Genomic DNA, 21,104 nt, shown 5'->3' with positions numbered 1-21,104 from the left:
GTCGGAGCGGCGTCAGTTCTTGGTCGGCGGCAGCTCGGTCTTCTCGGCCTTCACCTGGGCGCCCGGGCGCACCTTGGCGACGCCGTTGATCACCACGAGTTCGTCACCCTTCACGCCCTCGCGGATCACGCGGTAGCCGTCGACGATCGGCCCGAGCTTCACCGTCTTGGCCGCCACCTTGTCGCCCTCGCCGAGCACGTAGACGATGCGCTTGTCCTGGTTGGCCGAGACCGCCTCGTCGGGCAGCAGGACGCCCTGGTAGGGCTTGGTCGCCGGCATCGAGACGATGCCGAACAGGCCCGGCTTGATGAAGTTGTCCGAGTTCTCGACGGTGGCGCGCAGCAGCATCGTGCCGGTCTGGTTGTCGACGCGGTTGTCGACGAAGTCGAGCGTGCCCTTGCGGGTCGGCTTCGCCTCGCCGGACAGGGCGATCAGAACCGGGGCGCCCTTGCCGCGCTGCATCTGGCCCATGCCGATGCCGAGCGAGCCCTGGTACTTCAGGAACGAGCGCTCATCGACGGTGAAGCCGAAATAGACCGGATCGAGCGAGACGATCCGGGCCAGGATCGTCTGGTCGGTGCTGACGATGTTGCCCTCGGTGACGAGACGCTGGCTGATCCGCCCGTTGATCGGCGATTTCACTTCCGTGAAGTCGTAGTTGAGCTGCGCGTTGCGAAGCGCCGCTTCGGCGCTGTCCACGTCGGCCTGGGCGGTCTGCGAGGCCTGGCGGCGCTGGTCGGTGACCTGCTCGGAGATGTTGCCGCCGCGCGACAGCACCTGGGCGCGCTCCAGATCCGTCTGGGTGAAGGAGAGGCGCGCCTTGGCCGAGGTGAGCGCGGCCTGGGCCTGTTCCAGAGCCGCCTTGTAGGGGCGGCGGTCGATGATGAAGAGCGTCTCGCCCTTCTTCACGTTCGCACCGTCCTGGAACATGATCTTGTCGAGGTAGCCGGTCACGCGGGCGCGGACCTCGACGAATTCGATCGGGTCGAACCGGCCGGTATACTGGTCCTGCTCGACGATCTCCCGCACCACCGGCTTGGCCACGGTCACGCCGGGCGGGGGCGCGCCCGGCATCTGCGCGCCGGCCGGCCCGGCAGCCAGCAGCGCGGAGGCGATCAGCGGTGCGGCGAGGAGAAAAGGCCTAAGGCTACGCATCATTCGGTTCCCTGCATGGTGCGGCCTAGTCCCCACACCCTCGAATAGGGGGTGCGCTCCCGCACATGACGGTCCGTCGCGAAAGGGACCGTTCCGCGCCCTGCAATGCAGGCGTGACGTATCTACGATTCAACCGGCTCTCCCGCGGCGTACCAATCCTTGAAGGCGCCCGCGTAATGCTCGCTCACATCGAGGCCGGATTGCTGCGCGGCAGCGATCGCATGGACCGAGCGCACGCCCGAGGCGCAGGAGAAGACCGGCCGACGCCCGTCCGCCACGATCAGCGCCTTCAGCGCTTCGGGATCGAAGCTCGAGAGCGGATGCGAGATCGAACCGGGAATGCGCCCGCGGGCGAATTCATGATCTTCGCGCACATCGATGAGCAGCAGCGAGCCGTCCGCCAAGCCCTGCTTGACCGTCTCGCGGTCGAGGTCGACCACCTTCATCGCAACCGAACTTTCTAAGGGGAGGGAGCCGCCGCGGAAGGGGGCGGGTCAGATCGAGCTGGGATTTCTTAAGTCCTCTCGCCCGTGCGGCGCAACAGCGGCGGGCAGGTCGGCGATTGCGGCATCGACCCGCTCGAAATGCGCGGCCCAGCTCGGCGGTTCGTAGGTTGCGAGCCGTCCCGCCAGCTCCGTCCGCAACCGGGAGCCGGCTTCGCTCAAGGCCCGCACGGCCGCCGTCCAGCCCGGGCCGTCGAGCGGGTCGAGGAGATGGGCGAAACCGCCGCCGATCTCCCGGTGGACGGGGATGTCGGAGGCGACGACCGGCAGGCCGCTGGCGGCGGCCTCGACCACCGGCAGGCCGTAGCCTTCGATGAAGGAGGGCATCAGCAGGGCGGTGGCGCCGCGCATCAACCGCGCGAGGCCGTGGCTGGACAGGCCGACCACCTCGCTCACATGGGGGCGGATGGCCTCGCAGCGGTCGAGCATGTCGGCGACGTTCTCGATCTCCCAGCCGCGCCGGCCGATCAGGACGAGCCGCGGGATCGCCGCACCGGTCTCGGCGCCGTCGCGCCCGGCGAGATCGCGCCAGAGGTTGAGCAGCAGCAGGTGGTTCTTGCGCGGCTCGATGGTGCCGCAAACGAGGAAGGTCGGCCGCGCGAACTCCGGCAGGCACGCCTCGCCCGTGCCGCTCGAGAAGACGGGCTCGACGCCGAGGGGGACGACGGTGACCGGCTTCGGGCCCAGGCCCCGCTGCCGCGCGTAATCCGTGAAGCGGGCGCCGACATCACCCGAATTGACGAGAACGTGCGCGGCGTGGCGTGCCACGGTCTCCATCCGGATCGCATGGCGCTCGGCCTCGCCCGGCCGGCCGTATTCGGGGTGCGAGATCGGGATCAGGTCGTGGACGAAGAAAACCGGCCGCACGTCGCGCCGCGTGTAGAGCCAATCGAAGCGTTCGGGCCGGTCGAGCCGCAGGTGCGAGGTGTGCAGATAGATCGCTCCCTCGGGAAGGCGCTCGATGCCGCCCGAGCGCAGCACCCGCAAACCGGTTTCGGCCTGAAGGCGACGTCGATCGAGCCCTCCCTCCGCCCGGCGCTTCGCGGCCGTCGGCAACGGGCGGGCGTCGTCGGCAAGCGAGGCCGCGAGCGCCTGAAACACCGGATCGGCCTCGGCGGCGACGTCCTCGACCCAGCCCGCGGCGACCGCCTCGACGATGCCGCGCGCGGTCTCGCGGTCGAGGACGCGCGGGCCGAACGCCGTCGAGACGAGCCCGAAGCGCGTGCCCTCCGCGCCTCGGGACAGGATGTGCCGGGCATAGGCGAGATCGACCCGGTCGATGCCGGTGGGGCTGGCATGACGGAGCCGGGTGATGAGGCGGGTCAGGTCGATGGCGAGGCAGGCTTGCATGCCCGGCTGCATAGACCGGATTCCGTGATCCTGGCGACCGCTACCGGGCCATCGCCACGAGTCTTTGGCCACAGGTCTTTGGCCGCCGGCCTTTCGCCGCGGGACTAATGCTGTTGCCGATCCACGTCGCTGCTGCGGCTCGCGATCTCCCGGGCGATCTCGAGCAGGAGGACATCGACGAGCTGGCGCAGCCGGGGCTTGCCGCTGGCATCGATCGCACGGCGCGCCGCGATGATGAGTTCGGCAGCCTCGTCGACGGCATCGGCCGCGGCCGCGCTTTCCAGCTCGTGCAGGGTCCGTGCCTGCACGCCGGGATCGGCGGTGTCGATCAACTTCCCCTCCCCGCGCACGGGGTGCTGCCGCGCGTCCCGGTGAATCCGGCCGCGGCACAGAAGCCGGCGCTTGGGTCCGGAGAGTGACGGTACCCAGAGATCGACCGCGACGTCGTCCTCCTGCCCGGCGGCGTGGCGGACGTCGCCGAGGAAGCGGGCAGCCGCCGACGCATCGAGGCCGGCGGTCGCCCGCTCGCCGCGCAAGGGGTGCCCGGCGAGGCCGGCATCCCCCGCCATCAACTCGGCGGCTCCCTCGTCGAGGATGAAGCATCCGGTCGCCGGATCCCACTCCCAGGTTCCGGCGATACCAGGCGTCGTCATCGTTCCGGCGAGCCCCGGAGCTGTCGCGTAGCGGGCTTCACTGCGTCTGCGTTTCACGGTTCTACTCCCCGCGCACAATGCGTCAGGCCTGTGGTGTCTGCGTCCTGCCGTGGCGGCCGGATCGCGGTGCCGATGTCCGGCGACGGATGCGGCGCACCCGTCGCCGCGTCCGTCAGGAGGCGAGCCGGGCGAGGCTGGCCCGCGGCGGGGCCAGCACCGAGCGGATGTCGCTGCGCTTGATCTGGAGCTGGCGCAGCGAGCGGCCGTCGAAGGCCGCTTCGACCGCGACGATCTCCTCACCCTCGATCTCGTGAGGGAGGCCGAGGGGCATCGCGCGCAGGTGCAGTTGCAGGAGGCGCAGGATCCAGCTCGTCGGCATTTCGGAGATGAAGCTGGTGATCCCCCGCGGCAGTCCCCATTCGACGATGGCCGTCATCAGGGCCAGGGCCGTCGGGTTGAGCCGCCGGCCCGAGGTCCGCGCGCATTCCGCGACGCAGATGCGGCCCCATTCAACGATATGCGCGCCCGACGGTGCCGCCCCTTCGCAAAGCTGCGGCAACACCATCGGCAGCAGGTAGGGCCGGGTCGTCGGCAACAGGCGCGAGTAACCGATGACGGAATCGGTTTCGTCGAGGGCGAGGAGGTGGATGGCGTGCTCGTCGTCGAACTCGTCGATCTCGCGCCGGTCCGGGCGGGCGAGGTTGGACCAGCCCAGTTCTTCGACGAAGACACGGTGTCTCAGTCGGAAGGCCTGATCGAGCGCACCAGCATAGTCCTGCATGTTTTCAGCGGTCACGACATGGATCATCGGAACACCTCTTCAGAAACCTGAAGTGGTCGTCCCAAATTCAGTCGTGCCGCGGCACTACGAGAACCCGTAGGTTTTCGTTCGATCGGCGTTTTGCCGTTCGGGAATCAAGTCCGTCCGCGAGCGATTGCTCGAGCGCTCTCGCGAATCGCGCTGCCAATATCTCTATCTTGGATTGAATGTCCGGAACAATACAGAACGTGCCGACAGCCGGCGGCGAAACGGCTCATACCCACCGTCGTCATGATCGGTGACGCACGATCCTCCATCGCGTCCGCGCGCCGGCCGACGCCGTCGCCCCGTGCCGCGATCCGGATATCGGACCGGGCGCGATGCACCGGACATGCAATCGTGCATTGCCTTTTTTCGAAAGCACGCCGCACTCGGTACTTCGGTCGCGCCACGGCTCACCCTTTGGAGGGGGCTCTTTCGACCCGAGGTAGGCGGTTCGACGGGGACGCAGTCTGGTCCGCTCAGATGATCAGGCCGCGCCTGAACCCCTCGGCCACCGCTTGCGTCCGTGAGACGCAGCCGAGTTTCACCCGGGCGGAGCGCAGGTGGAAATCGACGCCGTGCCGCGAGATGCCCATCAACTCGCCGATCTCCCAATCGGTCTTGCCCTCGGCGACCCATTGCAGGCTCTCGCGCTCGCGCGGGGTCAGTCCCATTTTGCGTTCGCTGGGGCCATTGTCCATGAGCAGCGTCTGCCCGACCACGTAGGAGGCGAGCAGGGTGAGCATCCCGCGCTGTCCCGGGCTGATATCGAGCTGCCGGCCCGCGAAGGTGAGGCCGCCGCGCTCCTCCTCCAGCGTGGCGAGCGGCACGGTGAAGCCGTCGCCGAGGCCGAACTCGCCGGCCTCATTCATCACCTGCCGCGAGCGGGGGTCGAGCACGGCGGCCGGTTCGATCTCCGACCAGCGGAAGCCCGTCGTGCTCGACAGAGTCGCCTGCACGATCGGGTCAGTATACATATAGCCTTTCGAGAAGTAGAGCCGGTTCCACTCGTCGGAAGTATTTTCTAAAATAACATAATTCTTCTGTGTTCGCGCAGGCAGGCGTTTCAGCGGAATCATAGCCGAGATGACGTATTCGATGCCCAGCGCGTTGAGCCGCGGCATGATGGCCCGCAGGATATCCTCACGCGAATGCGCTCGATCGAGCGACTTCAGAATCTCCAACGTCAGGTCAAGTGATTTTCTAGACATGGCCCGGCAAAATCATCGCACTCTCATCACGATAAGTCGTTGGTACGTCTTTGAGAAGAGCGCTCATAAATTTCGTTGAAGTTGTCTTGCTGTTGCCTGCGCGGAATCACGACACAAGGGGCCGGCGCCCCCTCCCCGTCCGCCGTCCTGCGCGACACCGTGCGGCCAAGCAATGCGCTGAATCAAGTTTCGAGGGTCGGCGCGCGCTCGTGCACAGCTCGCCTCCGCGTGGTGGGGGAGCGCGCCTCGCGGTTCAGCGTCCGCGGAAGGGCTTGCGCTGTCCGAAACGGACCGCTATGAGCCGCGGGCCGTAAGGGCATCGGAGTGTAGCGCAGCCCGGTAGCGCACCTGTCTGGGGGATTGATAGTCTCTCCCGACAAACTCCTCATCTCATTACAGTTTTCGTCTTCTCCGCTTCTTCCGTGGTATTTTCCGTGGGACTCGCGGCTTCGAGAGCTGCTTGCGCGGCCCGCGCACGCTCTGATGCACGCTGCATCGCCTCCATCACATCGTCGTCCGTGACGTGGGCGTACTTCGTCGTCGTGCCGATGTCCTCGTGACGGAGGAGCCGCTGCACGATCTTGAGGTTGGCACCCGACCGCAGCAGGCGCGTGGCGGCCGTGTGCCGGTTGTCGTGGAAGCGGAAGTTCTCGATGTCGGCTTGCGGCAGCACCCGGCGGAAGGCGGTTTGCAGCCCGGATCGCGTCATTGGCAGGCGCTCGCCGCGTACCCGGCCTTCGCGCGTGCGGGCGACCTCGTAGGTGAAGACGGCATCCGGATGATGCCCGCGCAGGGGCCACAGCAACTCGCGCATGTCGGGTGTCAAAGGAATCGTCGCGATCTTCGAGCCCTTGCCGAGCACGGTGATCTGCCGCCCGCCGAAATCGACGTCTTCCCAACGCAGTCGCCAGACCTCCCCAAGCCGCAAGCCGGTCATGAGCACGAACCGGATCACCGGCTGATAATCGGGCCGCAGGGTCGCGAACAGCCGCGCCTCCTCTTCGTCCCGCAACTCGCGCACGCGCTCCCGCGGCTCGCGCAGGAGGTGGTCGCGCCATGAGATGTCCGCGACCGTCTCCTTCCATGTGCGTCGGGCACGGTTCAGGATCTTGCGCAGCGGCTCGGTGACGGTGCGGTTGACGGTTGCGTTCGAGACCAGGCGCGCGGGCTTCGCCGGCGTGCTCTTCTTCCGGTTCTGACCGGATCGCACCGCCTCACCACGCCGGATCGCAACGATGCCGGCGACGAGCTTGTCGTCGATCTCGGAAAGCCCGCGCTTGGGGCCGACGTGCTGCTTGAGCCACGCCAGGGACCACAGGGTATCATCCCCGCCCCCCGCGTGATGTTGCCCGACCTCGGTCCAGTAGCGCGAGGCGGCGACCTCAAACGTCATCGGCGCTGAGGCGCGCGACCGCTCTTCCTTCAGGGTCGAGCGGGCGGCCTCACGTTCCCGGTTCTCGATGCGCTCTGCCTCGCGGCGCGTCGTTGCGCCCGTAGAGCCTGAAAATCGACGACCTCGGAGCTTGAAGTCGTAGGACCACGTCTCCGCCCCGGGCCGCTTGTAGACGGACATTCAGTCCTCCGCTGGCGCTCGCGAAACCGAGCCAGATCCTCAGGGTCGAACATCTTACGGCGGCGCTTCAAGCCCAAACCGACGGCGATGTAGCTGATGAGCCCGTTGCTTACGAGCGAGTGGAGGGTTCGCTTCGAGACGCCGAGGTACTGCGCCGTCTGCTCGAAGTCGTAGAGCGGGCGTTCTCCGGTAGCACTCACGGCTTCCCGCCCTCCCCGCTCGATCCGCCGGTGAAGGTCCGTTCGGTGGCATCGCCGCCGGCGGCGAGAACCGCGCGGGCAAACAAGCGAGAGTCCGGTCGGTCCATGGACGGATCGACGGCGGGCGCGGGCGAAGCGCTCATTGCAGTGCCTCGCACATGAACAGATCGAGAGTGCCCTCGCCGAGCTTTCGCGCGCGCGTGGCTTTGGCGTTCTTGGTGCGGGACGCTTGGTCCCACCGGTTGTGGCAGAGCTGGCAGAGGGCCGCGAGGTTGGCCGGGTCGTTGTTGCCCGGATCTTGATCCAGGTGCGCGACCGTGAGGACGACGATCGATCCCGTATCCGGATGCCGCTCACCTTCTCGTGCAGGGCAGTTCGGCCGCTGTGGGGTGCCCTCGCAGCGGTTGCCCGAGCGCTGCAGGATCGGGGCGCGCACGCCCCGTTTCCACGCGATCGAGCGGATCGATCCGCCGGGATAGAGCTTCTGCCGTTCGCGGGAGATCGGCATCAGGCCTCTCCCGCTACGTTTCGGCGAGGAACCGCTCGCCGGCTTCCGTCAGCCACCGCCGCGCCTTGAAGCCCCGTCGGCATTGATCGACGAGGCCGGCGTGTCGCAGCGCCTCGTACCGCCGAGGGTCGATCAGCCTTCCCTGCTGCACCTGCCTCAGGGCGATCCGGGCGGCTTCGCTCCGCTGCTGCATCGGTTTCCTCCTGCTTGGGGGCGCGCCAGCTCTGCGACCATTCCGGGCCGAGCAGCCCGTCGCAGCTCGGGACGATCAGGCGCTGCTCGATGGCGCGGCGAGCGACGCCGGCCGGGATCGGCCGTCCGGAGGGGTGAAGGTCGAAGCGGCCGGACTCGGCGATCAGGATCTCGCCGGCGGCCAGGTGCTGCAGCAGTTCCAGGACCGGGCGGGCCGTGCGCTTCTTCGGCAGCGAGACGATGAACGGGATGGGGGCGGTCGCCTCGGCCGCGGGCGCCGGCGCGATCGCGCCCGCCCACTCGGCGTCGTTGGCGCTCCAGGCCCGCCGGCGGCGCTCGGTGAGGGCGCGCAGCTCGACCTCGGCAAGCCATTCGCCGAGCCGCTTGGCCGGGCCCGGCACGAAGTAGGTCCAGGGCTCGGCCGCGGCGCGCACCTTGCGGAAGGCGCGGCGCAGCGACAGGACGAGAGCGAGCTGCGGCGGCAGGCTCACGAGGTAGCCACCGGGCACGTCGGCCACGCCGATCGGGGGCGCGACGGAGATCACCGGCGCCCCTCCCCGATCGCGACCACGGGCGCGCGCAAGTACTCGACGTGGCGCGGGTCGCAGACGACGGGGAGGAAGCGGCCGTCCACCTTCACCCGAAGGCCGTTGTCGCCGGCGCGGCGCGGGGCGATGGTGCCGGCCTCACCGGTCTCCGTGAGGCGCACGCGGACGCCGAGGGCGCAGGGCGCGCCCGGGTAGCGCTGGCGGATCGAATCATAGACCATCGGCGGGCGCCTCCGGCTCGCCGGGCTCGAAGCTGGCGGTGACGGCGTCCGACAGATCGGCGAGGCGTAGGGCGATCGTTTCCTTGATCGCGGGCGCGGCGCCGGCGGCGAGCTGGTCACGGACGCAGCGCTCGAAGAGATCGAACGCGGCCTCGCCGGCGACGTCGAGGTCGCGCTCCGGGTGGAGCGGCCGGCGGCAGGGCAGGATCAGCACCGCCGGGGCGAGGACCGGCGCGGCGGTGTACTGATCGAGGCCGGGCGGGAACCCGACCTGCTCGAAGAAGTAGTGGATGCTGCCGAGGTCGATGCCGATGCCGACGACGGCCACATCGACGGCGCTCCAGCCTTCCCACCTCACAAGGTCGGCGACGAAGGCAGCCGGGCGGCTCACGACAGGATACCCCAGCCGTAGATGATGCCGGCGGTGACCACGCAGAACGCCACGATGTCCCGAAGGTGGCCGAGGCCGAGCGCCCACGGTTCCTCCGAGGCGGCGGCGACGACGAGCTGCGCCGTGCGCGACAGGACGAGGTCGATCGAGTCCTCGATGTCATCGAAGGGAAAATCGCCGTCCGCCTTCAGGGCGGCGATCGCGGCGTTCCGGCTCGCCCGTGCGGCGGCCGGCTTGCGGACGAGGCTCCGGGCCAGGGGCTCGACGGGCTTGATGCGGTCGCGCTGGATCACGAGGTCGGCTCCTGTTCGTCGGGGAAGGTTCGGAGGCAGGCCGCGACGGCGAGCCACAGGGCGTGCGCTTCGTCGTGCTCGAGGAGCGCGGTCTCGGCGCCGGCGGCCGACAGCGCCGCTGAGGCGCGGCTGGCGCGATCACGGGTGAGGATCAGGAGCGTGCCGGCGCCGAGATCGAGGCGCAGGGCCTCGGCGTCGCTCTCGCGAACCGGGCCGCGGCGGCGCGGCTTCGGTGTGTTCGCGGCGGCGTGGCGGGCGGCGTCCGCCGCGCCCATGGCCGACCGTGCATCCTCGACCAGTTCGGCGAAGAGATCCTCCGGCAGCACGTCGAGGATGTTCGTGACCGCCGGGATACCGCGCCGGCCAGCGCGGGCGTTGGCGATCGCGGTGGCGGCGGCGCGCACATCGGCCGAGAGAATGTCGGCGGCGTTGCTCATGACCGCACCTTCGGAATCGGATGAAGGGGGCCGCGCAGGTTTTCCGGCGGCGGAAAGCTGAACAGATCCTCGCCGCCTCGCCATTCGGCATGAAGGATCTGCTGAAAGCCCTTCAGGCGGTTCCAGGCCCCGCCCAGCCAGAGGCTGTGAGGCAGGCGCTCGCAGTTGAGCGCCCACATGGAAAGCTCGGTGAGATCCGCCTCGAACTGGCCTGCGCTAACGATCGGGCGGCGCCCGCCGAGACCGGAAGACGTCGGCCAACCATCGATCGCGGTGCCTTCATCACGGGACGGGTCGAACACCTGGCCAAACAGCGAGCGCAGCGGGTGGTCGAACCCGAGCACGATCCGGCAGTGATTGAAGTCGACGAGGACGTGCCGGCTCATGATCGCGCGGCGATCGGCGCGAGGGCATGGGCCGGATCGCCCAGCTCGGTGGCGTGGAGGAGCACGCGATCGCCGTTGTGGAAGTGGACGAGCACCACTTCCTGATCGAGCGGCAGGCGGTCGTAGGCAGCGCGGAAGGCGAAGCGGTGGGTGCGGGCGTCCTCGACGCCGCTTTCACTCCACGGCCGGCCGGTCACACGGTCGTACCAATCGACCACCTCGGGCGTGGTGCCGGCAAAGGAGCCGGACGCGACCGTTACCCGGCGGCCGGCATGGGGATGGGCGCTGTGATGAAACGACATTGCCAGGCTCCACCGCATGTGCGGCGGCGCAATAATTCCCCCAAACCGGGGGAAAATCAACCCCATATCGGGGGAATTGACCGTTGAGCTCGGCGGACTTCCAGGCCGCCGGTGAACGGCTCTCGGGGGATTAAGTCTCGTGCTACCTCGGCTTGAGCCACGTCATTAGCGCGCTCCAAGCGACCCGCTTATCTCGCAACGTTTCAAACCCCATCCCGACCAAATCGAACACATCCGGACTTGAGCCGGGATAAATCCGTCGAATGAGGATATCACCACCCTCAATTTGAACAAAGCAGAGCTTCTCTAAGTGCTCGCTTGGGACGCCAACTCGCTTTTCGTCATGATAAATGAAGTAATTCTCGATGGCGATACCCGGCACAGAGACCCCCTTGTCCACCAATAGGGCTACGGTCTCAGAAGTTGCATCATTTGGACGAGGCGCTACGCAGTTGATATCCCCGCTACTCGCGTAGTGCACAGTGCCGCCATGAGACACAGTTCCCACGACTGGGATTTCATGACTGGCAGAAATAATCTCGGAGAGGGCAACACCATAAATCTGAGCCGCCTGCGAAATACGATCCGCAGACAGGCGACGTTCGCCCGATTCGATCTTCTCGTAGCCCTTAGACGATAGACCGAACGCCTCGGCCGCGTCCTGGAGGCGCCAGCCGCGCCGCTTCCGTAGGATTTTGAGATTGTGCTGCATCACTGCAGGACTTTGCTCACAGGCCTGCGATGCGTCTTCCGACATGTTGGGGGGCAGCCCACTTGACTCGATCCCCCAAAGCGGGGGAGTTGGTGGCAGCAGGACTCGACTCATGAAACTTCGAGAATGGATGAGCGCGAACGACCATGACGACGCGACCTTCGCGGCGGCGGTCGCGTCTCGCCTTCCTCAAGGTGAAACGTGCTCGAAGAAAACAGTCGAGAAGTGGAGGTACGGCACTAGAACGCCGCGCCGCAAAGCTTTGTCGGTCATATCGCACATCACGGCGGGCTTAGTGACGCCCAATGACTTCGCAGACATTACCGAACGGGCTTCGACACCTGTTGCTCCATCGGCAACAGGCGCAGAGAAGGTAGCTTGATGCGCGCGACTCACCTCCCCCTTCTATTTAGCGGCTTGGGAGTCGCATTCGGCGCGGCGGCGGTCGCGGTCACTGCCGCGCACGCCTACCGGGATCATCGTCGGCGTCGGGCTTTCATCGCTGCCCTGCCGCGCATGATGAAAAGGTACGAGGACGACACGACGGAGGAACTCCGCCGCATGGTCTCGGGCGGTTAGATGCGCTGGCCTTCCTTGATCTCGGCAATCCGCTTGCGCAGTTCCAGCAGCCCCTCGGCGTGGCCCTTCGAATATGCATCCCGGGCTGCTTTGTGGAGCGCAACAGGCGGTTCGGCCTCCAACGATTGCAACACGGAAGCCAGCAATTCCGGATCTCTCCACCTCAGGTCGACCAGCAAGGTGCCGATGGCCCGGTGCATCACCTTCGAGCGCCCCTTCTCCATCCAGAATTGTCGCTCGAGCGTCGCGAGACGCTCTTCGAGTCCGTCGTCGTTCATGAATGTCTCCAGAGGCATGGGCGTCGGCGCGGGGAATCGGGTTGCCGCCCGATTCCCCACCCTCATAGCCTCCGGACATCTGCGCAGCCCCGCAATAGTCGCCGGGGGCGCGCGATGACCGAAGCCAGTCACCCGGGGCCCCTCCTGAAAGCGTTGTGATGCGTATCCCGGCCCTCGTCCTGGCTTTTGTGATCCTGATTGCGGCGCTGCCGCTGATCCTTCGACTCGATTCCGCCCTCCGGTCGCGCCAGCGCGGCCGCGCCCTCGTCGAGGCTGGACGCATCGCCCTGGCGGCAGCGGCCGCATCGGTGCTGTTCCTGATCGCGGCGAGGGCGCGATGAGCGAACCCGCCCCATCGTCCTGGTTCTCGGACCTCTATGCCGGCGTGGCCGACTATGCCGACGCCGCGCTGCGCGGCACGGCAGAGGCCGGCGAGGCGATGGGGGCGCAGCTCGCAGCGGCGCTCGCCCGGGTCCAGGCCCTGCCCGAGGAAGCCGCCGCGGCGGTGTCGGCGCTGACGGCCGCGCTCGATGCGGTGCTTCCGCCCGGGCATGATCCCCTCCTCGCGGCCCCTCGGCCGCCCGCGGAAGCGTGTCCGGCCAATTCCCGACCGGACGGCGGAATCGGGATGACGCCGCGGCCCGTTCCCCGGCGTCTCACGGTGCGGCCGGAGGCCTTCGCGCAGTTCATCCGCGCCCGGCACCCGCACAAGCCGGCCGAGCAATGCGCGGCGCTCACCGGGATTCCCTTCGACAGCGTCAACAAGATGCTGGTGCGGGAGAGCCTGCCCAACGGGCGCAACTTCCTGCTCTGCATCATCGCCTACGGGCCCGAGCTGCTGGCGGTGGTGATGCCCGACGCGGATGAGCGGTGGCTCGCCGGCGCGCGAATCCTCGCCGACCAAGCCCATCTCGAGAATGAGCTGGCGCGCGTCCGCGCCGCGATGGCCGAGAACACCGGGCGGTGGTCGTTCTGCGGGATCAGCTTCGGGGGGGCGCTATGAGCCCGCCCAAGATGTATCGGCCCCCCGCCCGCGAGCGGGAGATCCCGCGGTGTGCGTGCGGCTGCGGCGAGGATGGCTGCTTCGGCTTCCCCGGCCCGGTCTTCTACGCCCGCAAGCACTGGCCGGATGGTTTCGTCATCACCGACGAGCGCGGGCGGTTCACCGGCGAGAAGCCGGCGTTCCGCGCGGAGCCCCAAGCGGGCGCACCCCCGCCATCCGACCTGTTCGGCCTTACAGAACCCGCCCGGCGCCTGACGAACCGGCCCCCGGGCTTTACGGCGCGCCGCCGCACATGAGCGGCCGGCGGGATGCTCCCTCCCGCCAAGTCCAGACTCCGAATCCGAATCGATTCCTATCGGGCGTGATCATGCGTAACCGTGCGCCGTTGCTGAATCCGCGTGACATCGAACGGGTCCGGCGCGCGCTCGAGGCCGAGGAAGCCGAGGCGGCGACGGCGCGCATGAAAGCCGGCCGGACCCATGTGAAATTTCACCAGGGTTCGGGCCGCTCGCTGGACGTGATCGGGCGGCTCGCCGGCGTCTCCGGACGCACGGTCCAGAAGATCCGCGAGATCTACGCCGCGCACGCGGCCGACCCGGATCGGTACGCCAAGGTGGTCGCCGACATGGAGGCCTCGAGCAAGGTCGACGGCGCGCACCGGAAGATGCTTCGGCTCCAGGACGAGGCCCGCGTGGCGCGGCTGCGCCCGGTCGCGGGCCGATTCCTGACGCTCGCGTTCGACCCGCCTTGGGAGGACGAGAGCGTTTCGGAGGGGCAGCGCCCGCCCTACGCCACCATGAGCGTCGACGCGCTGCGCGCCATGCCGGTCCCGGCCTGGGGCCTGGACGAGGGGCACATCTACATCCACGCGCCCGGGCCGTTCCTCGCGATCGCGATCGAGCTGGCCGGCGCCTGGGGGTACGACTTCAAGACGGTGATCGGCTGGAAGAAGCCGCATTTCTCCATGGGCCGCTACTTCCGCACCATCGAGGAGTTCGTGGTGTTCGGAGTGCGCGGCGGCCTCATGGTCCGGCGCCAGGACCTGCCGAACCACTTCGCCGGCCCGGTGGGCGAGCACAGCGAGAAGCCCGAGGCGTTCTACGACCTCGTGCGCGCGGCGAGCTTCCCGCCCTACGGCGAGGGCTTCCAGCGCCAGGCGCGGCCGGACTTCACCAACCTCTACATCGAGTCGCCCTCGATGGCGGTGGCGGCGGAATGAGACCGCTCCTCCGCCTGCGCCCGCCCATCCGCGGGCCCCCTCACCTTCCCCGGAACGATGACCGCCGTCGCGCGCTGAATCGGCGAACTGCGCCCGCTTGCCCCCGGGCGGCGCACCTCCGATTCTGCGCAGCCTCTCGCTCGTGCCCTGTTCAAGGCCCCCCTTGGCAGGCGACCGGCGAAGCTTTGCCCGATCCGTCGGGCTCGGCCGGCGGTCTCCCCCTCCCCTCAATCAGCCCAACGCCGCGCGCGACCCGCGATTCCGGCGATGGGCTTTCGCGTGCCCGGAGCCGGACAGGCTTCGCGGCGCAACGCTCCCCCTTTGCCTGAAAGGGCCCGCCAAGAGGCGCCCACCATGTCGATCGAAGCGATTTCCTGGGTCATCAAACAAGACATCCCCGACGGCGTGGCCAAGCTCGTCGCCATGGTGCTGGCCGACTATGCCGACCGGCACACCGGGGAGGCGCACCCGAAGATCAAGCAGCTCGCGCAGGCCTGCTCGCAGTCGGAGCGATCGGTGCAGCGCAAGCTTCGGGTGCTCCAGGATCTCGACGTCATCACCATCCAGAACGGCCACTGCCCGAAGTCCGGGCGGCAGCGGGCCAACAGCTACATCCTGCATCTGCCGGACGTGGACGTGCCCGGGCGGAACGAACGCTCGGTGAGGGGTGACCAGAACGGCGCAGGATCGGGAAAGCCTAGCTTGAGGGGTGACTTTGGGACACCCCAAATTTCGGCCGAGGGGTGCCCGTCTGTCACCGGGGAGGGTGACAACGTTGTCACCGGGGAGGGTGACTCCCCTGTCACCCCCATAGAGAATCCGTCAGATTCAACCGTCAGAAAAGAATCCCCCCATCCCCCCGGTGGGGGGGCAGGCGTGGTTCAAAAACAATTCCGGGGTAATCCCCCATCGGCATCGGCCGAGCGCATCCTCCAAGCCGGGCGATCGCCACCAGGACGGCTTACGGGGCCGGCGGCCGAGCAATTCGCCCGGCTCTGGGCGGCCTTCCCCGAAGGCGGACGCCTGGATGCCGACCGCAGCATGGCCGAGCGGATCTTCGCCGCATTGCCTCCGGCCGATCGCGACCTCGCCGTGAGCGCGGCCGGAACCTACGCGGCGCACCTCGCCAAGCATCCGGGCCGCTCGGCAAAGGCGCTGCACACCTGGCTGCGCACCCGCCGATTCGAGAACGCTCGGCCCAGCGCACCGCCGGCCGCGGCGATCGCGGCGACCCGCGTGTTCGTCGAAGAGGGTACGCCGGCCTGGAACGCCTGGATGGCTTTCCGCCGGGCGCGGGGTGAGGGCCGGTGCGCGACGACGTCGAAGGCCGGCTACGTCAATTCAGGCTGGTACTTCCCGAGCGAATGGCCGGTAGCGGCCGACGGGGTGCGGGCGGCGTGAAGCGGAAGGGTCATCCGCCTTTCGCTCAGCTGGAGGGCCGCAGATGGTGAACACTTGTGGCCCGACTTTACATGATTAACGCCGGCATCCAATGAGTTGCTGCCCTTCACACCAGCCAAAATCCTAAAATCGTTCTACCCCTGCTCATATTTGAATCGATCTATAGATATAATTGTGACTATAAATCATTTTGGTTGAATTCATTTTTTCTATGTGCGAAAAATATATCGACTTTCTTCAAGTAAGATAAGTGTATTGTGGCGTCGCAATGATCGCATTGATATTTTGTAACTGTCGCAAACCACCTGCCAGTCTTTGCATGATGTGTTCCGCAGTACGGGCACGGATGTTCTAACAAGACTTTGTACAGAGCCGGAGACAGAGTCATAATATTTCCTGCAGCAATTCAAGATTGCTATCCGTGATTATTAGATAGATATTTTTGAAATAATTACAAGAAATTTCTAATAAACCTATGTTTTATTTTTGTGCGATCTAATTGACAATTATAGATCATAGTAATTTTTATATCTTTCGATACCGCATCGTGGCCCAAGCCAACTCTTTTGGAGTGAGGTTGGAGGTTCTGAGGCAAGGCTCTTTCGTTCCACAACGCCATCGCCGTGGACTGTGCTATCGCGCCTCACCGCTAACCCTTAATTCCCATTTACAACCTGTGACCGGGCAGTGGTGGGTGCATGTTGGGCGATGTCGCTGACAGAGGGGGAGGTCGCGCGATGGATGATCATGGCGCAGCAGGCCGACCGACGCTTTCCGAATCCATGGCATGACAAGCCGCTTCGGTGGCCGGATCGCTTCGTCGAAGATCCGGACCATAGGCGAGCGGTGAAGCTGTGGGTCTGGTGCGAGGCTAAAGGCGAGTCCTTCCGTGACGTGTGTGGCCGGCGCGGCCTGCCCTATACATCCGCGCTTCGCCACCGACAGGCCGCGATGCAGCGCATCACCATGCTGTTGAACCTTGAGCGGTCGCTGGAACGCGACAGTAACTTGGTGGTTTGAAGCGGCACCGTTTTAGACTCTTGACAGTGGTGCAACCGGGCTCGACGCCTCGCGTACAGGCAGCGACAGAGACTGCCCTGATAGGGGTGCTTTCGGTGTCCGGTCGTCGCAAGTCCAAGCCTGTTACGCTCGCCGGCAGGGCAGCGTTGAAGCAAGTTCCCACGCACACGCTTTCAGAGAACGGCCCGACGCCGGAACGGCTGATGCAAGCCGGTGTCACGGTGGCGATGCAGCTCGGCACCCGCCAGACACAGATCATCGGCAAGGCGTCGCCCTTCGGCATCGAGGGTGTGATCCGCCTCGCCTCGGCGCCGCTCGATCGTCTCCATTCCCGCGGGCGCCTGGATGACGACGGCGCGCGCAACAGCCAGCTCCACGATGCCGGCGACAAGCTCCGCAACCACTACTATCTCGGCGGCCTGTCCGGTTTTGCCGCGAATGACCTGAACAGCACCGGCGGCGGCCATCCGTCGAGCCGGGTGCCGATCTCCGAAACCATGGAGAGCAACCGGCGCACCCTACGGCTCGCCGAGGCCGCGATGCACGCGGGTGATTGGAAGGTGGTCAACGCCGTGGTTTGCCTCGAGGCGGATCTCGAAGAGGCAGGCCGGGCGGTCGGCTGCAACAACGTTCATGCCGCCAACGCGGTCGCCCTCGATCGCTTGCGCCGCGGACTCGGTGCGCTCGCCGAGCTGTGGGGCTACTCGCCGCCGCAGCGGCCGACGCCGGCGGCGCCCAGGGCCGGCAACGATACAACCTCTCCGGCCGCGGTCGCCTGAGCCCCCTGGAAGTTCACCAGATGGGGCGTCGCGCTGTGCTGCACGATGTGGAAGTGCGCGCGGTTGCCTGTCACGACCTCGGCCACGGCGTCGATCGCCTGCATCAGGTGCGAGATGGAGGCGTAGAGGGGATCCCGGATCGGGCCTCGCGTGTGCATCCTGACACATGCGGCCCGCAGCTTGCCGGCCTCCGCCAGGAAGGCTTGTTTCTCTCCCTCAGAGAGGAAGCGTTTCGAGCGGCGGCGGGACATGAGAACAAACGTAGCACGCAGCCGCGATTCCGACGAGCCTCGTTGAGTCAAACGGTCGGAAGCTCCTGAGCGGTCGACCCTCAACACATGGAACGCCGATTAAGGCAGTGGCTGGCCGCCCATGATCGCATCGACGCGATCAAGAGCATCCTGCGCGGTCTGGGCGCGCTCGTAGGATGCGGAGTCGAAGGCCCAGGCCTCGTGCGCCTCGACGCTCCCGTTCGCAGGGTAGACAGGCTCGGCGGACGGACATTCGTCGCGGATCCCTTTCAGACCGTCTGTGGCTTCGGTCAGGGCGCGTTCATGCAGGCCATCGGAACTCTCGCCGTCCTGTTCCGTGGTCGGATTGGTGAGGACCATGCTGCGTCTCCGACGGCGGGGATTCGCCGAGAGATTGAGGCTGCAATAACTATCAAAAGTTGTACAGCCTTTGGCCGGTGCGTTGGTTTGCAAAACGTCGGCATTTTGCACTGACCGCAGTCGTCATCCTGGCGGCGGCCCGCCGATCCTCTGGGCCCCCGTCCGCCACCAGAACCTGATGTAGGGCCGAGTGCGCTCGATCGCTGGTCCGATGTCCACAGAGAGTCGCAAGCAGCCCCTCACCATAGGTTCCAGGCAACATATGGCGAACTACGAGATGCCGCGATTGATCGTGGTATATCTCGATGGCAAACCGGGGCCTGCTGCGGCACGGTCCTCCTCACTTGAACCGGCTTACTCCGTCGCTTCGCGGATGTTGACGACTGCGCAGTCGAACCGATACAGTTCGGCCGACTGAGGAATTGCGCCCCGGGCCGGTAACGGTCGCGGGGCGTTTCCATTTCCAGCCCACGCGCTCGGCGCCCGGGCCAGCCCCCCAGCAGCATCATGATCGACCTCTCGGCTCTCGCCGGTGAGCTGGACGCGCTCGTGCGCGACGGCCAACGCATCCGCCTGGGCGACCGGAACTTCGAGAAGCCGCACGCCGACCTGGACGAGCTGCTCGGCCGGTTGCAGCAGCTCGCCGATCGCGCCCGTGTCGGAGTGATCGGTGCCGCCGTCGCTAACGACAGAAAGACCGTGCTGCCGGCTTCCGTCATCACCGGCCGCGGCCACATGATCATCTGCGCCACGCGAGGGCCACGGCGTTGAGCCGGGATCTTCGCGGCTTCGCCAACGAGCTGCGCCAGGATGCGGCGAAACTCCGCTCCATGGCTGGCGACCTCGATGCCCGGGCCGACGGGTTGTGCACCCTCGCCGAACACCAAGAACGCGACGCGGTCAGCCGCGAGCGGGCCAAGCGCGCGGCGATCGCGGCCTCGCTCGAAGCCGAGGGCCGGACCTTCCATCGCAGCCCGACCATCTGGGGGTCAGCTCGATGCGAAGATGCGGGGCAAATCAGCCCCTGAAATTCCGCCTCGGGCCGGCTCGGCGCCGATGAGCGCGGATGCACGATAACTGCCGTTCTAGTGCACCCGAACGGGGCCACATCGGATGCACGATAATCTTCCAGCCCCGATCACCGGCGGCGCGGTAGCACTCGCCGAGCTTCAGGACCTCGACCAAGCCGTCCGCGGGTTCGCGGCGGCGTCGAGGTCGGCCGCGACCCAGAAGGCCTACGCGAGCGACTGGCGCGATTTCGAGGCCTTCTGCACGAGCCACGGGCTCACGGCCTGCCCGGCGCTCGGCCTGACGGTCGCGCGCTACCTCACCCATCTGGCCGGGCTTGGCCGGAACGTCTCGACGATCAACCGGCGCACCGCCGCGATCGCGCTGGCGCATCGGATGCAGGGGCATGACAGCCCGACCGGGCGCGAGGACGTGCGCCAGGTCCTCGCCGGGATCCGCAACACCCTCGGGCGCCGGCCGAACAAGAAGAAGGCCCTCACGGTCGAGCTGATCGTCCAGGTCATCCGGAAGACGCGGGGCCAGGACCTAGCTGCGGTTCGCGACAGGGCGCTGATCCTGTTGGCGTTCGGCGCGGCGCTCCGGCGCTCCGAATTGGTCGCCCTCGACGTTCCGGACATCGAGCGCCACCGGAAGGGCCTCCTCATCCGACTCCAGCGCTCGAAGACGGACCAAACCGGCAAGGGCCAGACGGTTTCGGTGCCGGACGGCAAGCTGAAGGTGCCGGCCGCGGTCGATGCCTGGCTGAAGGCCTCCGGCATCACAGAGGGCGCGGTGTTCCGCGGCGCCGATCGCGGCAAGCTCTCGGCCGACCGGCTCAGCGCCGGCCAGTTCGCCCGCATCCTCAAGGCCCGGTGCGAGGCCGCTGGGCTCGATCCGAACGTCATCGGCGGTCACTCGACGCGCCGGGGCTTCGCCACATCCGCCGGCGACGCCGGCGCCGATCTCCGGCTCACCGCCCGGCAGATGCGGCACGCCAAGCTCGAAACGACCCTCGGCTACATCGAGGACGGCGAGCTGTTCAGGAACCACGCCGGCGACGGCTTCCTCTGACATCTCCGGGAATCGCCTGTGACACAGCGAGCCAACGCGCCGGCGACGAAGGTCGCCGGGGCGCACGTCGACGTGGGCGAGATGATCATCGCCAAGCGCCGGCTCCCCTGCATCTGCGAGCAACAGCACGAAGATGGGATGGCCCGCACAGTGGGCTACTCGACGTGCCGCGGCATCGTCATGGAGCGGGTGAAGTGCGAGGGCTGTCCCCGCACCTGGACGCGGGTCAACGTCCGGTGAGGCGCCAGCTCGCATGGCGCCAAGCCCGCAGCGACTTGCAGGCCGACCGCGCCACGCCTCCGGAGATCCGGGAAGAGCGCCTGCGGGGCTGGAACCTCGATCGACCCGGCTCGGTCAGTCTGAGCGCCTGGCGGGGCCGATCGGGGCGCCGCTACGTCGTCCAGGTGCACGAGCTGGACATCCATTGGCCCGTGCGCGCCGGCGCCGGGCTCGCCTTCGCCGTTGCGCGCGCGGCCGACGGGTTCGCCAGCATCATCGACGTCGCTCCGGACTCGGCAGGCCCAGCCTGGCGCGGCCGGGCCTGGGACGCCGGGGCGCGCGAGCTGCACGTTTACATCCTCGTCGACGACGAGGCGGGCCGCGCCGAGGTCGCTCTGGACCTGATGCCCGACGCTATCGCCAATCGGCCCGTTCGGGCCTAGACTGATCCTGCTCTGAAAAGAGGCGGGAGCCGAGGT

Annotated in this window: 30 protein-coding genes and 1 pseudogene; 12 read left to right on the top strand and 19 right to left on the bottom strand. The window is 67.2% G+C overall.

The features are described 5' to 3' along the window. Nucleotides 1-12: 12 nt before the first annotated feature. The 18 genes and pseudogenes from E4V01_RS07900 to E4V01_RS07820 form a co-directional block, all read right to left on the bottom strand. Nucleotides 13-1,158, bottom strand: coding sequence for an efflux RND transporter periplasmic adaptor subunit (locus E4V01_RS07900; RefSeq protein ID WP_060771759.1), 1,146 nt, complete (start codon nt 1,156-1,158; stop codon nt 13-15). Nucleotides 1,159-1,277: 119 nt separating this feature from the next. Then, nucleotides 1,278-1,601: a rhodanese-like domain-containing protein gene (locus E4V01_RS07895; protein ID WP_135297975.1), complete on the bottom strand. Its 324-nt coding sequence runs from the start codon at nt 1,599-1,601 to the stop codon at nt 1,278-1,280. A 48-nt stretch (nt 1,602-1,649) separates the two neighbouring features. Further along, entirely contained in the window at nt 1,650-3,020 is a 1,371-nt protein-coding gene (locus E4V01_RS07890; protein WP_135297974.1) for a glycosyltransferase family 1 protein, read from the bottom strand. A gap of 92 nt (nt 3,021-3,112) precedes the next feature. Next, entirely contained in the window at nt 3,113-3,718 is a 606-nt protein-coding gene (locus E4V01_RS07885; RefSeq protein ID WP_245517469.1) for a hypothetical protein, read from the bottom strand. 115 nt (nt 3,719-3,833) lie between these two features. Continuing rightward, the gene (locus E4V01_RS07880; RefSeq protein WP_135297973.1) at nt 3,834-4,469 is read right to left on the bottom strand and encodes an acyl-homoserine-lactone synthase; all 636 of its coding nucleotides are present in this window, start codon (nt 4,467-4,469) and stop codon (nt 3,834-3,836) included. Nucleotides 4,470-4,942: 473 nt separating this feature from the next. Next, nucleotides 4,943-5,674 (bottom strand): LuxR family transcriptional regulator, encoded by a 732-nt coding sequence (locus tag E4V01_RS07875; RefSeq protein ID WP_060771764.1) that lies wholly within the window; start codon nt 5,672-5,674, stop codon nt 4,943-4,945. A 385-nt stretch (nt 5,675-6,059) separates the two neighbouring features. Further along, nucleotides 6,060-7,247: a site-specific integrase gene (locus E4V01_RS07870; RefSeq protein ID WP_135297972.1), complete on the bottom strand. Its 1,188-nt coding sequence runs from the start codon at nt 7,245-7,247 to the stop codon at nt 6,060-6,062. Nucleotides 7,248-7,267: 20 nt separating this feature from the next. After that, nucleotides 7,268-7,447: pseudogene (locus tag E4V01_RS26675) on the bottom strand (helix-turn-helix domain-containing protein); the annotation flags it as partial. Between the two features lie 139 nt (nt 7,448-7,586). Further along, on the bottom strand, nt 7,587-7,955 hold the full coding sequence (locus tag E4V01_RS25630) for a hypothetical protein (protein ID WP_193763167.1): 369 nt from the start codon (nt 7,953-7,955) through the stop codon (nt 7,587-7,589). Then, nucleotides 7,955-8,692, bottom strand: a complete 738-nt coding sequence (locus E4V01_RS07860; RefSeq protein WP_135297970.1) for a hypothetical protein — start codon at nt 8,690-8,692, stop codon at nt 7,955-7,957. The genes E4V01_RS25630 and E4V01_RS07860 overlap by 1 nt, the downstream gene beginning before the upstream one ends. Further along, nucleotides 8,689-8,916, bottom strand: coding sequence for a hypothetical protein (locus E4V01_RS07855; protein ID WP_135297969.1), 228 nt, complete (start codon nt 8,914-8,916; stop codon nt 8,689-8,691). The genes E4V01_RS07860 and E4V01_RS07855 overlap by 4 nt, the downstream gene beginning before the upstream one ends. Next, nucleotides 8,906-9,307, bottom strand: a complete 402-nt coding sequence (locus tag E4V01_RS07850) for a hypothetical protein (RefSeq protein WP_135297968.1) — start codon at nt 9,305-9,307, stop codon at nt 8,906-8,908. The genes E4V01_RS07855 and E4V01_RS07850 overlap by 11 nt, the downstream gene beginning before the upstream one ends. Beyond that, complete coding sequence (locus E4V01_RS07845; RefSeq protein ID WP_135297967.1) at nt 9,304-9,600, bottom strand: hypothetical protein; 297 nt, start codon at nt 9,598-9,600, stop codon at nt 9,304-9,306. The genes E4V01_RS07850 and E4V01_RS07845 overlap by 4 nt, the downstream gene beginning before the upstream one ends. Beyond that, entirely contained in the window at nt 9,597-10,037 is a 441-nt protein-coding gene (locus E4V01_RS25625) for a hypothetical protein (protein ID WP_193763166.1), read from the bottom strand. Before E4V01_RS25625 ends, E4V01_RS07845 begins: the two co-directional genes overlap by 4 nt. Continuing rightward, complete coding sequence (locus E4V01_RS07835) at nt 10,034-10,423, bottom strand: hypothetical protein (RefSeq protein WP_135297966.1); 390 nt, start codon at nt 10,421-10,423, stop codon at nt 10,034-10,036. The genes E4V01_RS25625 and E4V01_RS07835 overlap by 4 nt, the downstream gene beginning before the upstream one ends. Further along, complete coding sequence (locus E4V01_RS07830; RefSeq protein ID WP_135297965.1) at nt 10,420-10,725, bottom strand: hypothetical protein; 306 nt, start codon at nt 10,723-10,725, stop codon at nt 10,420-10,422. The genes E4V01_RS07835 and E4V01_RS07830 overlap by 4 nt, the downstream gene beginning before the upstream one ends. A gap of 142 nt (nt 10,726-10,867) precedes the next feature. Next, on the bottom strand, nt 10,868-11,482 hold the full coding sequence (locus E4V01_RS07825) for a helix-turn-helix domain-containing protein (protein ID WP_193763165.1): 615 nt from the start codon (nt 11,480-11,482) through the stop codon (nt 10,868-10,870). Nucleotides 11,483-12,012: 530 nt separating this feature from the next. Beyond that, nucleotides 12,013-12,294 carry a hypothetical protein gene (locus E4V01_RS07820; protein WP_135297963.1) on the bottom strand — a complete coding sequence of 94 codons (282 nt, stop codon included), beginning with the start codon at nt 12,292-12,294 and terminating at the stop codon, nt 12,013-12,015. A gap of 158 nt (nt 12,295-12,452) precedes the next feature. On the opposite strand from E4V01_RS07820, the gene E4V01_RS07815 reads away from it, so the two are divergent. The 7 genes from E4V01_RS07815 (at nt 12,453) to E4V01_RS07785 (ending at nt 17,716) form a co-directional block, all read left to right on the top strand. Beyond that, nucleotides 12,453-12,635, top strand: a complete 183-nt coding sequence (locus tag E4V01_RS07815; protein ID WP_135297962.1) for a hypothetical protein — start codon at nt 12,453-12,455, stop codon at nt 12,633-12,635. After that, on the top strand, nt 12,632-13,297 hold the full coding sequence (locus E4V01_RS07810) for a hypothetical protein (protein ID WP_135297961.1): 666 nt from the start codon (nt 12,632-12,634) through the stop codon (nt 13,295-13,297). The genes E4V01_RS07815 and E4V01_RS07810 overlap by 4 nt, the downstream gene beginning before the upstream one ends. Nucleotides 13,298-13,308: 11 nt before the next feature. Then, a complete protein-coding gene (locus tag E4V01_RS07805) occupies nt 13,309-13,593 on the top strand; it encodes a hypothetical protein (RefSeq protein WP_153227043.1) in 285 nt (94 codons plus the stop codon). 71 nt (nt 13,594-13,664) lie between these two features. Then, nucleotides 13,665-14,516, top strand: a complete 852-nt coding sequence (locus E4V01_RS07800) for an MT-A70 family methyltransferase (RefSeq protein WP_245517467.1) — start codon at nt 13,665-13,667, stop codon at nt 14,514-14,516. A gap of 354 nt (nt 14,517-14,870) precedes the next feature. Next, nucleotides 14,871-15,917 (top strand): helix-turn-helix domain-containing protein, encoded by a 1,047-nt coding sequence (locus E4V01_RS07795; protein WP_193763164.1) that lies wholly within the window; start codon nt 14,871-14,873, stop codon nt 15,915-15,917. Nucleotides 15,918-16,658: 741 nt separating this feature from the next. After that, nucleotides 16,659-16,937: a hypothetical protein gene (locus E4V01_RS07790; protein ID WP_135297958.1), complete on the top strand. Its 279-nt coding sequence runs from the start codon at nt 16,659-16,661 to the stop codon at nt 16,935-16,937. Between the two features lie 203 nt (nt 16,938-17,140). Beyond that, complete coding sequence (locus tag E4V01_RS07785; protein ID WP_135297957.1) at nt 17,141-17,716, top strand: hypothetical protein; 576 nt, start codon at nt 17,141-17,143, stop codon at nt 17,714-17,716. Nucleotides 17,717-18,066: 350 nt separating this feature from the next. Here the strand turns inward: E4V01_RS07785 and E4V01_RS07775 are convergent, their stop codons facing one another. Next, nucleotides 18,067-18,327, bottom strand: a complete 261-nt coding sequence (locus E4V01_RS07775) for a hypothetical protein (protein WP_135297955.1) — start codon at nt 18,325-18,327, stop codon at nt 18,067-18,069. A gap of 507 nt (nt 18,328-18,834) precedes the next feature. On the opposite strand from E4V01_RS07775, the gene E4V01_RS07770 reads away from it, so the two are divergent. From E4V01_RS07770 to E4V01_RS07750, 5 genes are all read left to right on the top strand, one after another. Further along, nucleotides 18,835-19,098: a hypothetical protein gene (locus tag E4V01_RS07770; RefSeq protein ID WP_135297954.1), complete on the top strand. Its 264-nt coding sequence runs from the start codon at nt 18,835-18,837 to the stop codon at nt 19,096-19,098. Further along, nucleotides 19,095-19,355 (top strand): hypothetical protein, encoded by a 261-nt coding sequence (locus E4V01_RS07765; protein WP_135297953.1) that lies wholly within the window; start codon nt 19,095-19,097, stop codon nt 19,353-19,355. Before E4V01_RS07770 ends, E4V01_RS07765 begins: the two co-directional genes overlap by 4 nt. Nucleotides 19,356-19,440: 85 nt before the next feature. Further along, nucleotides 19,441-20,406, top strand: a complete 966-nt coding sequence (locus E4V01_RS07760) for a site-specific integrase (protein WP_135297952.1) — start codon at nt 19,441-19,443, stop codon at nt 20,404-20,406. 18 nt (nt 20,407-20,424) lie between these two features. Further along, nucleotides 20,425-20,646 carry a hypothetical protein gene (locus E4V01_RS07755; RefSeq protein WP_135297951.1) on the top strand — a complete coding sequence of 74 codons (222 nt, stop codon included), beginning with the start codon at nt 20,425-20,427 and terminating at the stop codon, nt 20,644-20,646. Beyond that, nucleotides 20,643-21,068 (top strand): hypothetical protein, encoded by a 426-nt coding sequence (locus E4V01_RS07750; RefSeq protein ID WP_135297950.1) that lies wholly within the window; start codon nt 20,643-20,645, stop codon nt 21,066-21,068. Before E4V01_RS07755 ends, E4V01_RS07750 begins: the two co-directional genes overlap by 4 nt. Nucleotides 21,069-21,104 lie beyond the last annotated feature (36 nt).

The organism is Methylorubrum sp. Q1, from assembly GCF_004683995.1.
Classification (GTDB): Bacteria; Pseudomonadota; Alphaproteobacteria; order Rhizobiales; family Beijerinckiaceae; genus Methylobacterium.
The sequence above is the reverse complement of the archived record's forward strand: the minus strand, read 5'-3'. Positions and strand labels throughout refer to the sequence as shown.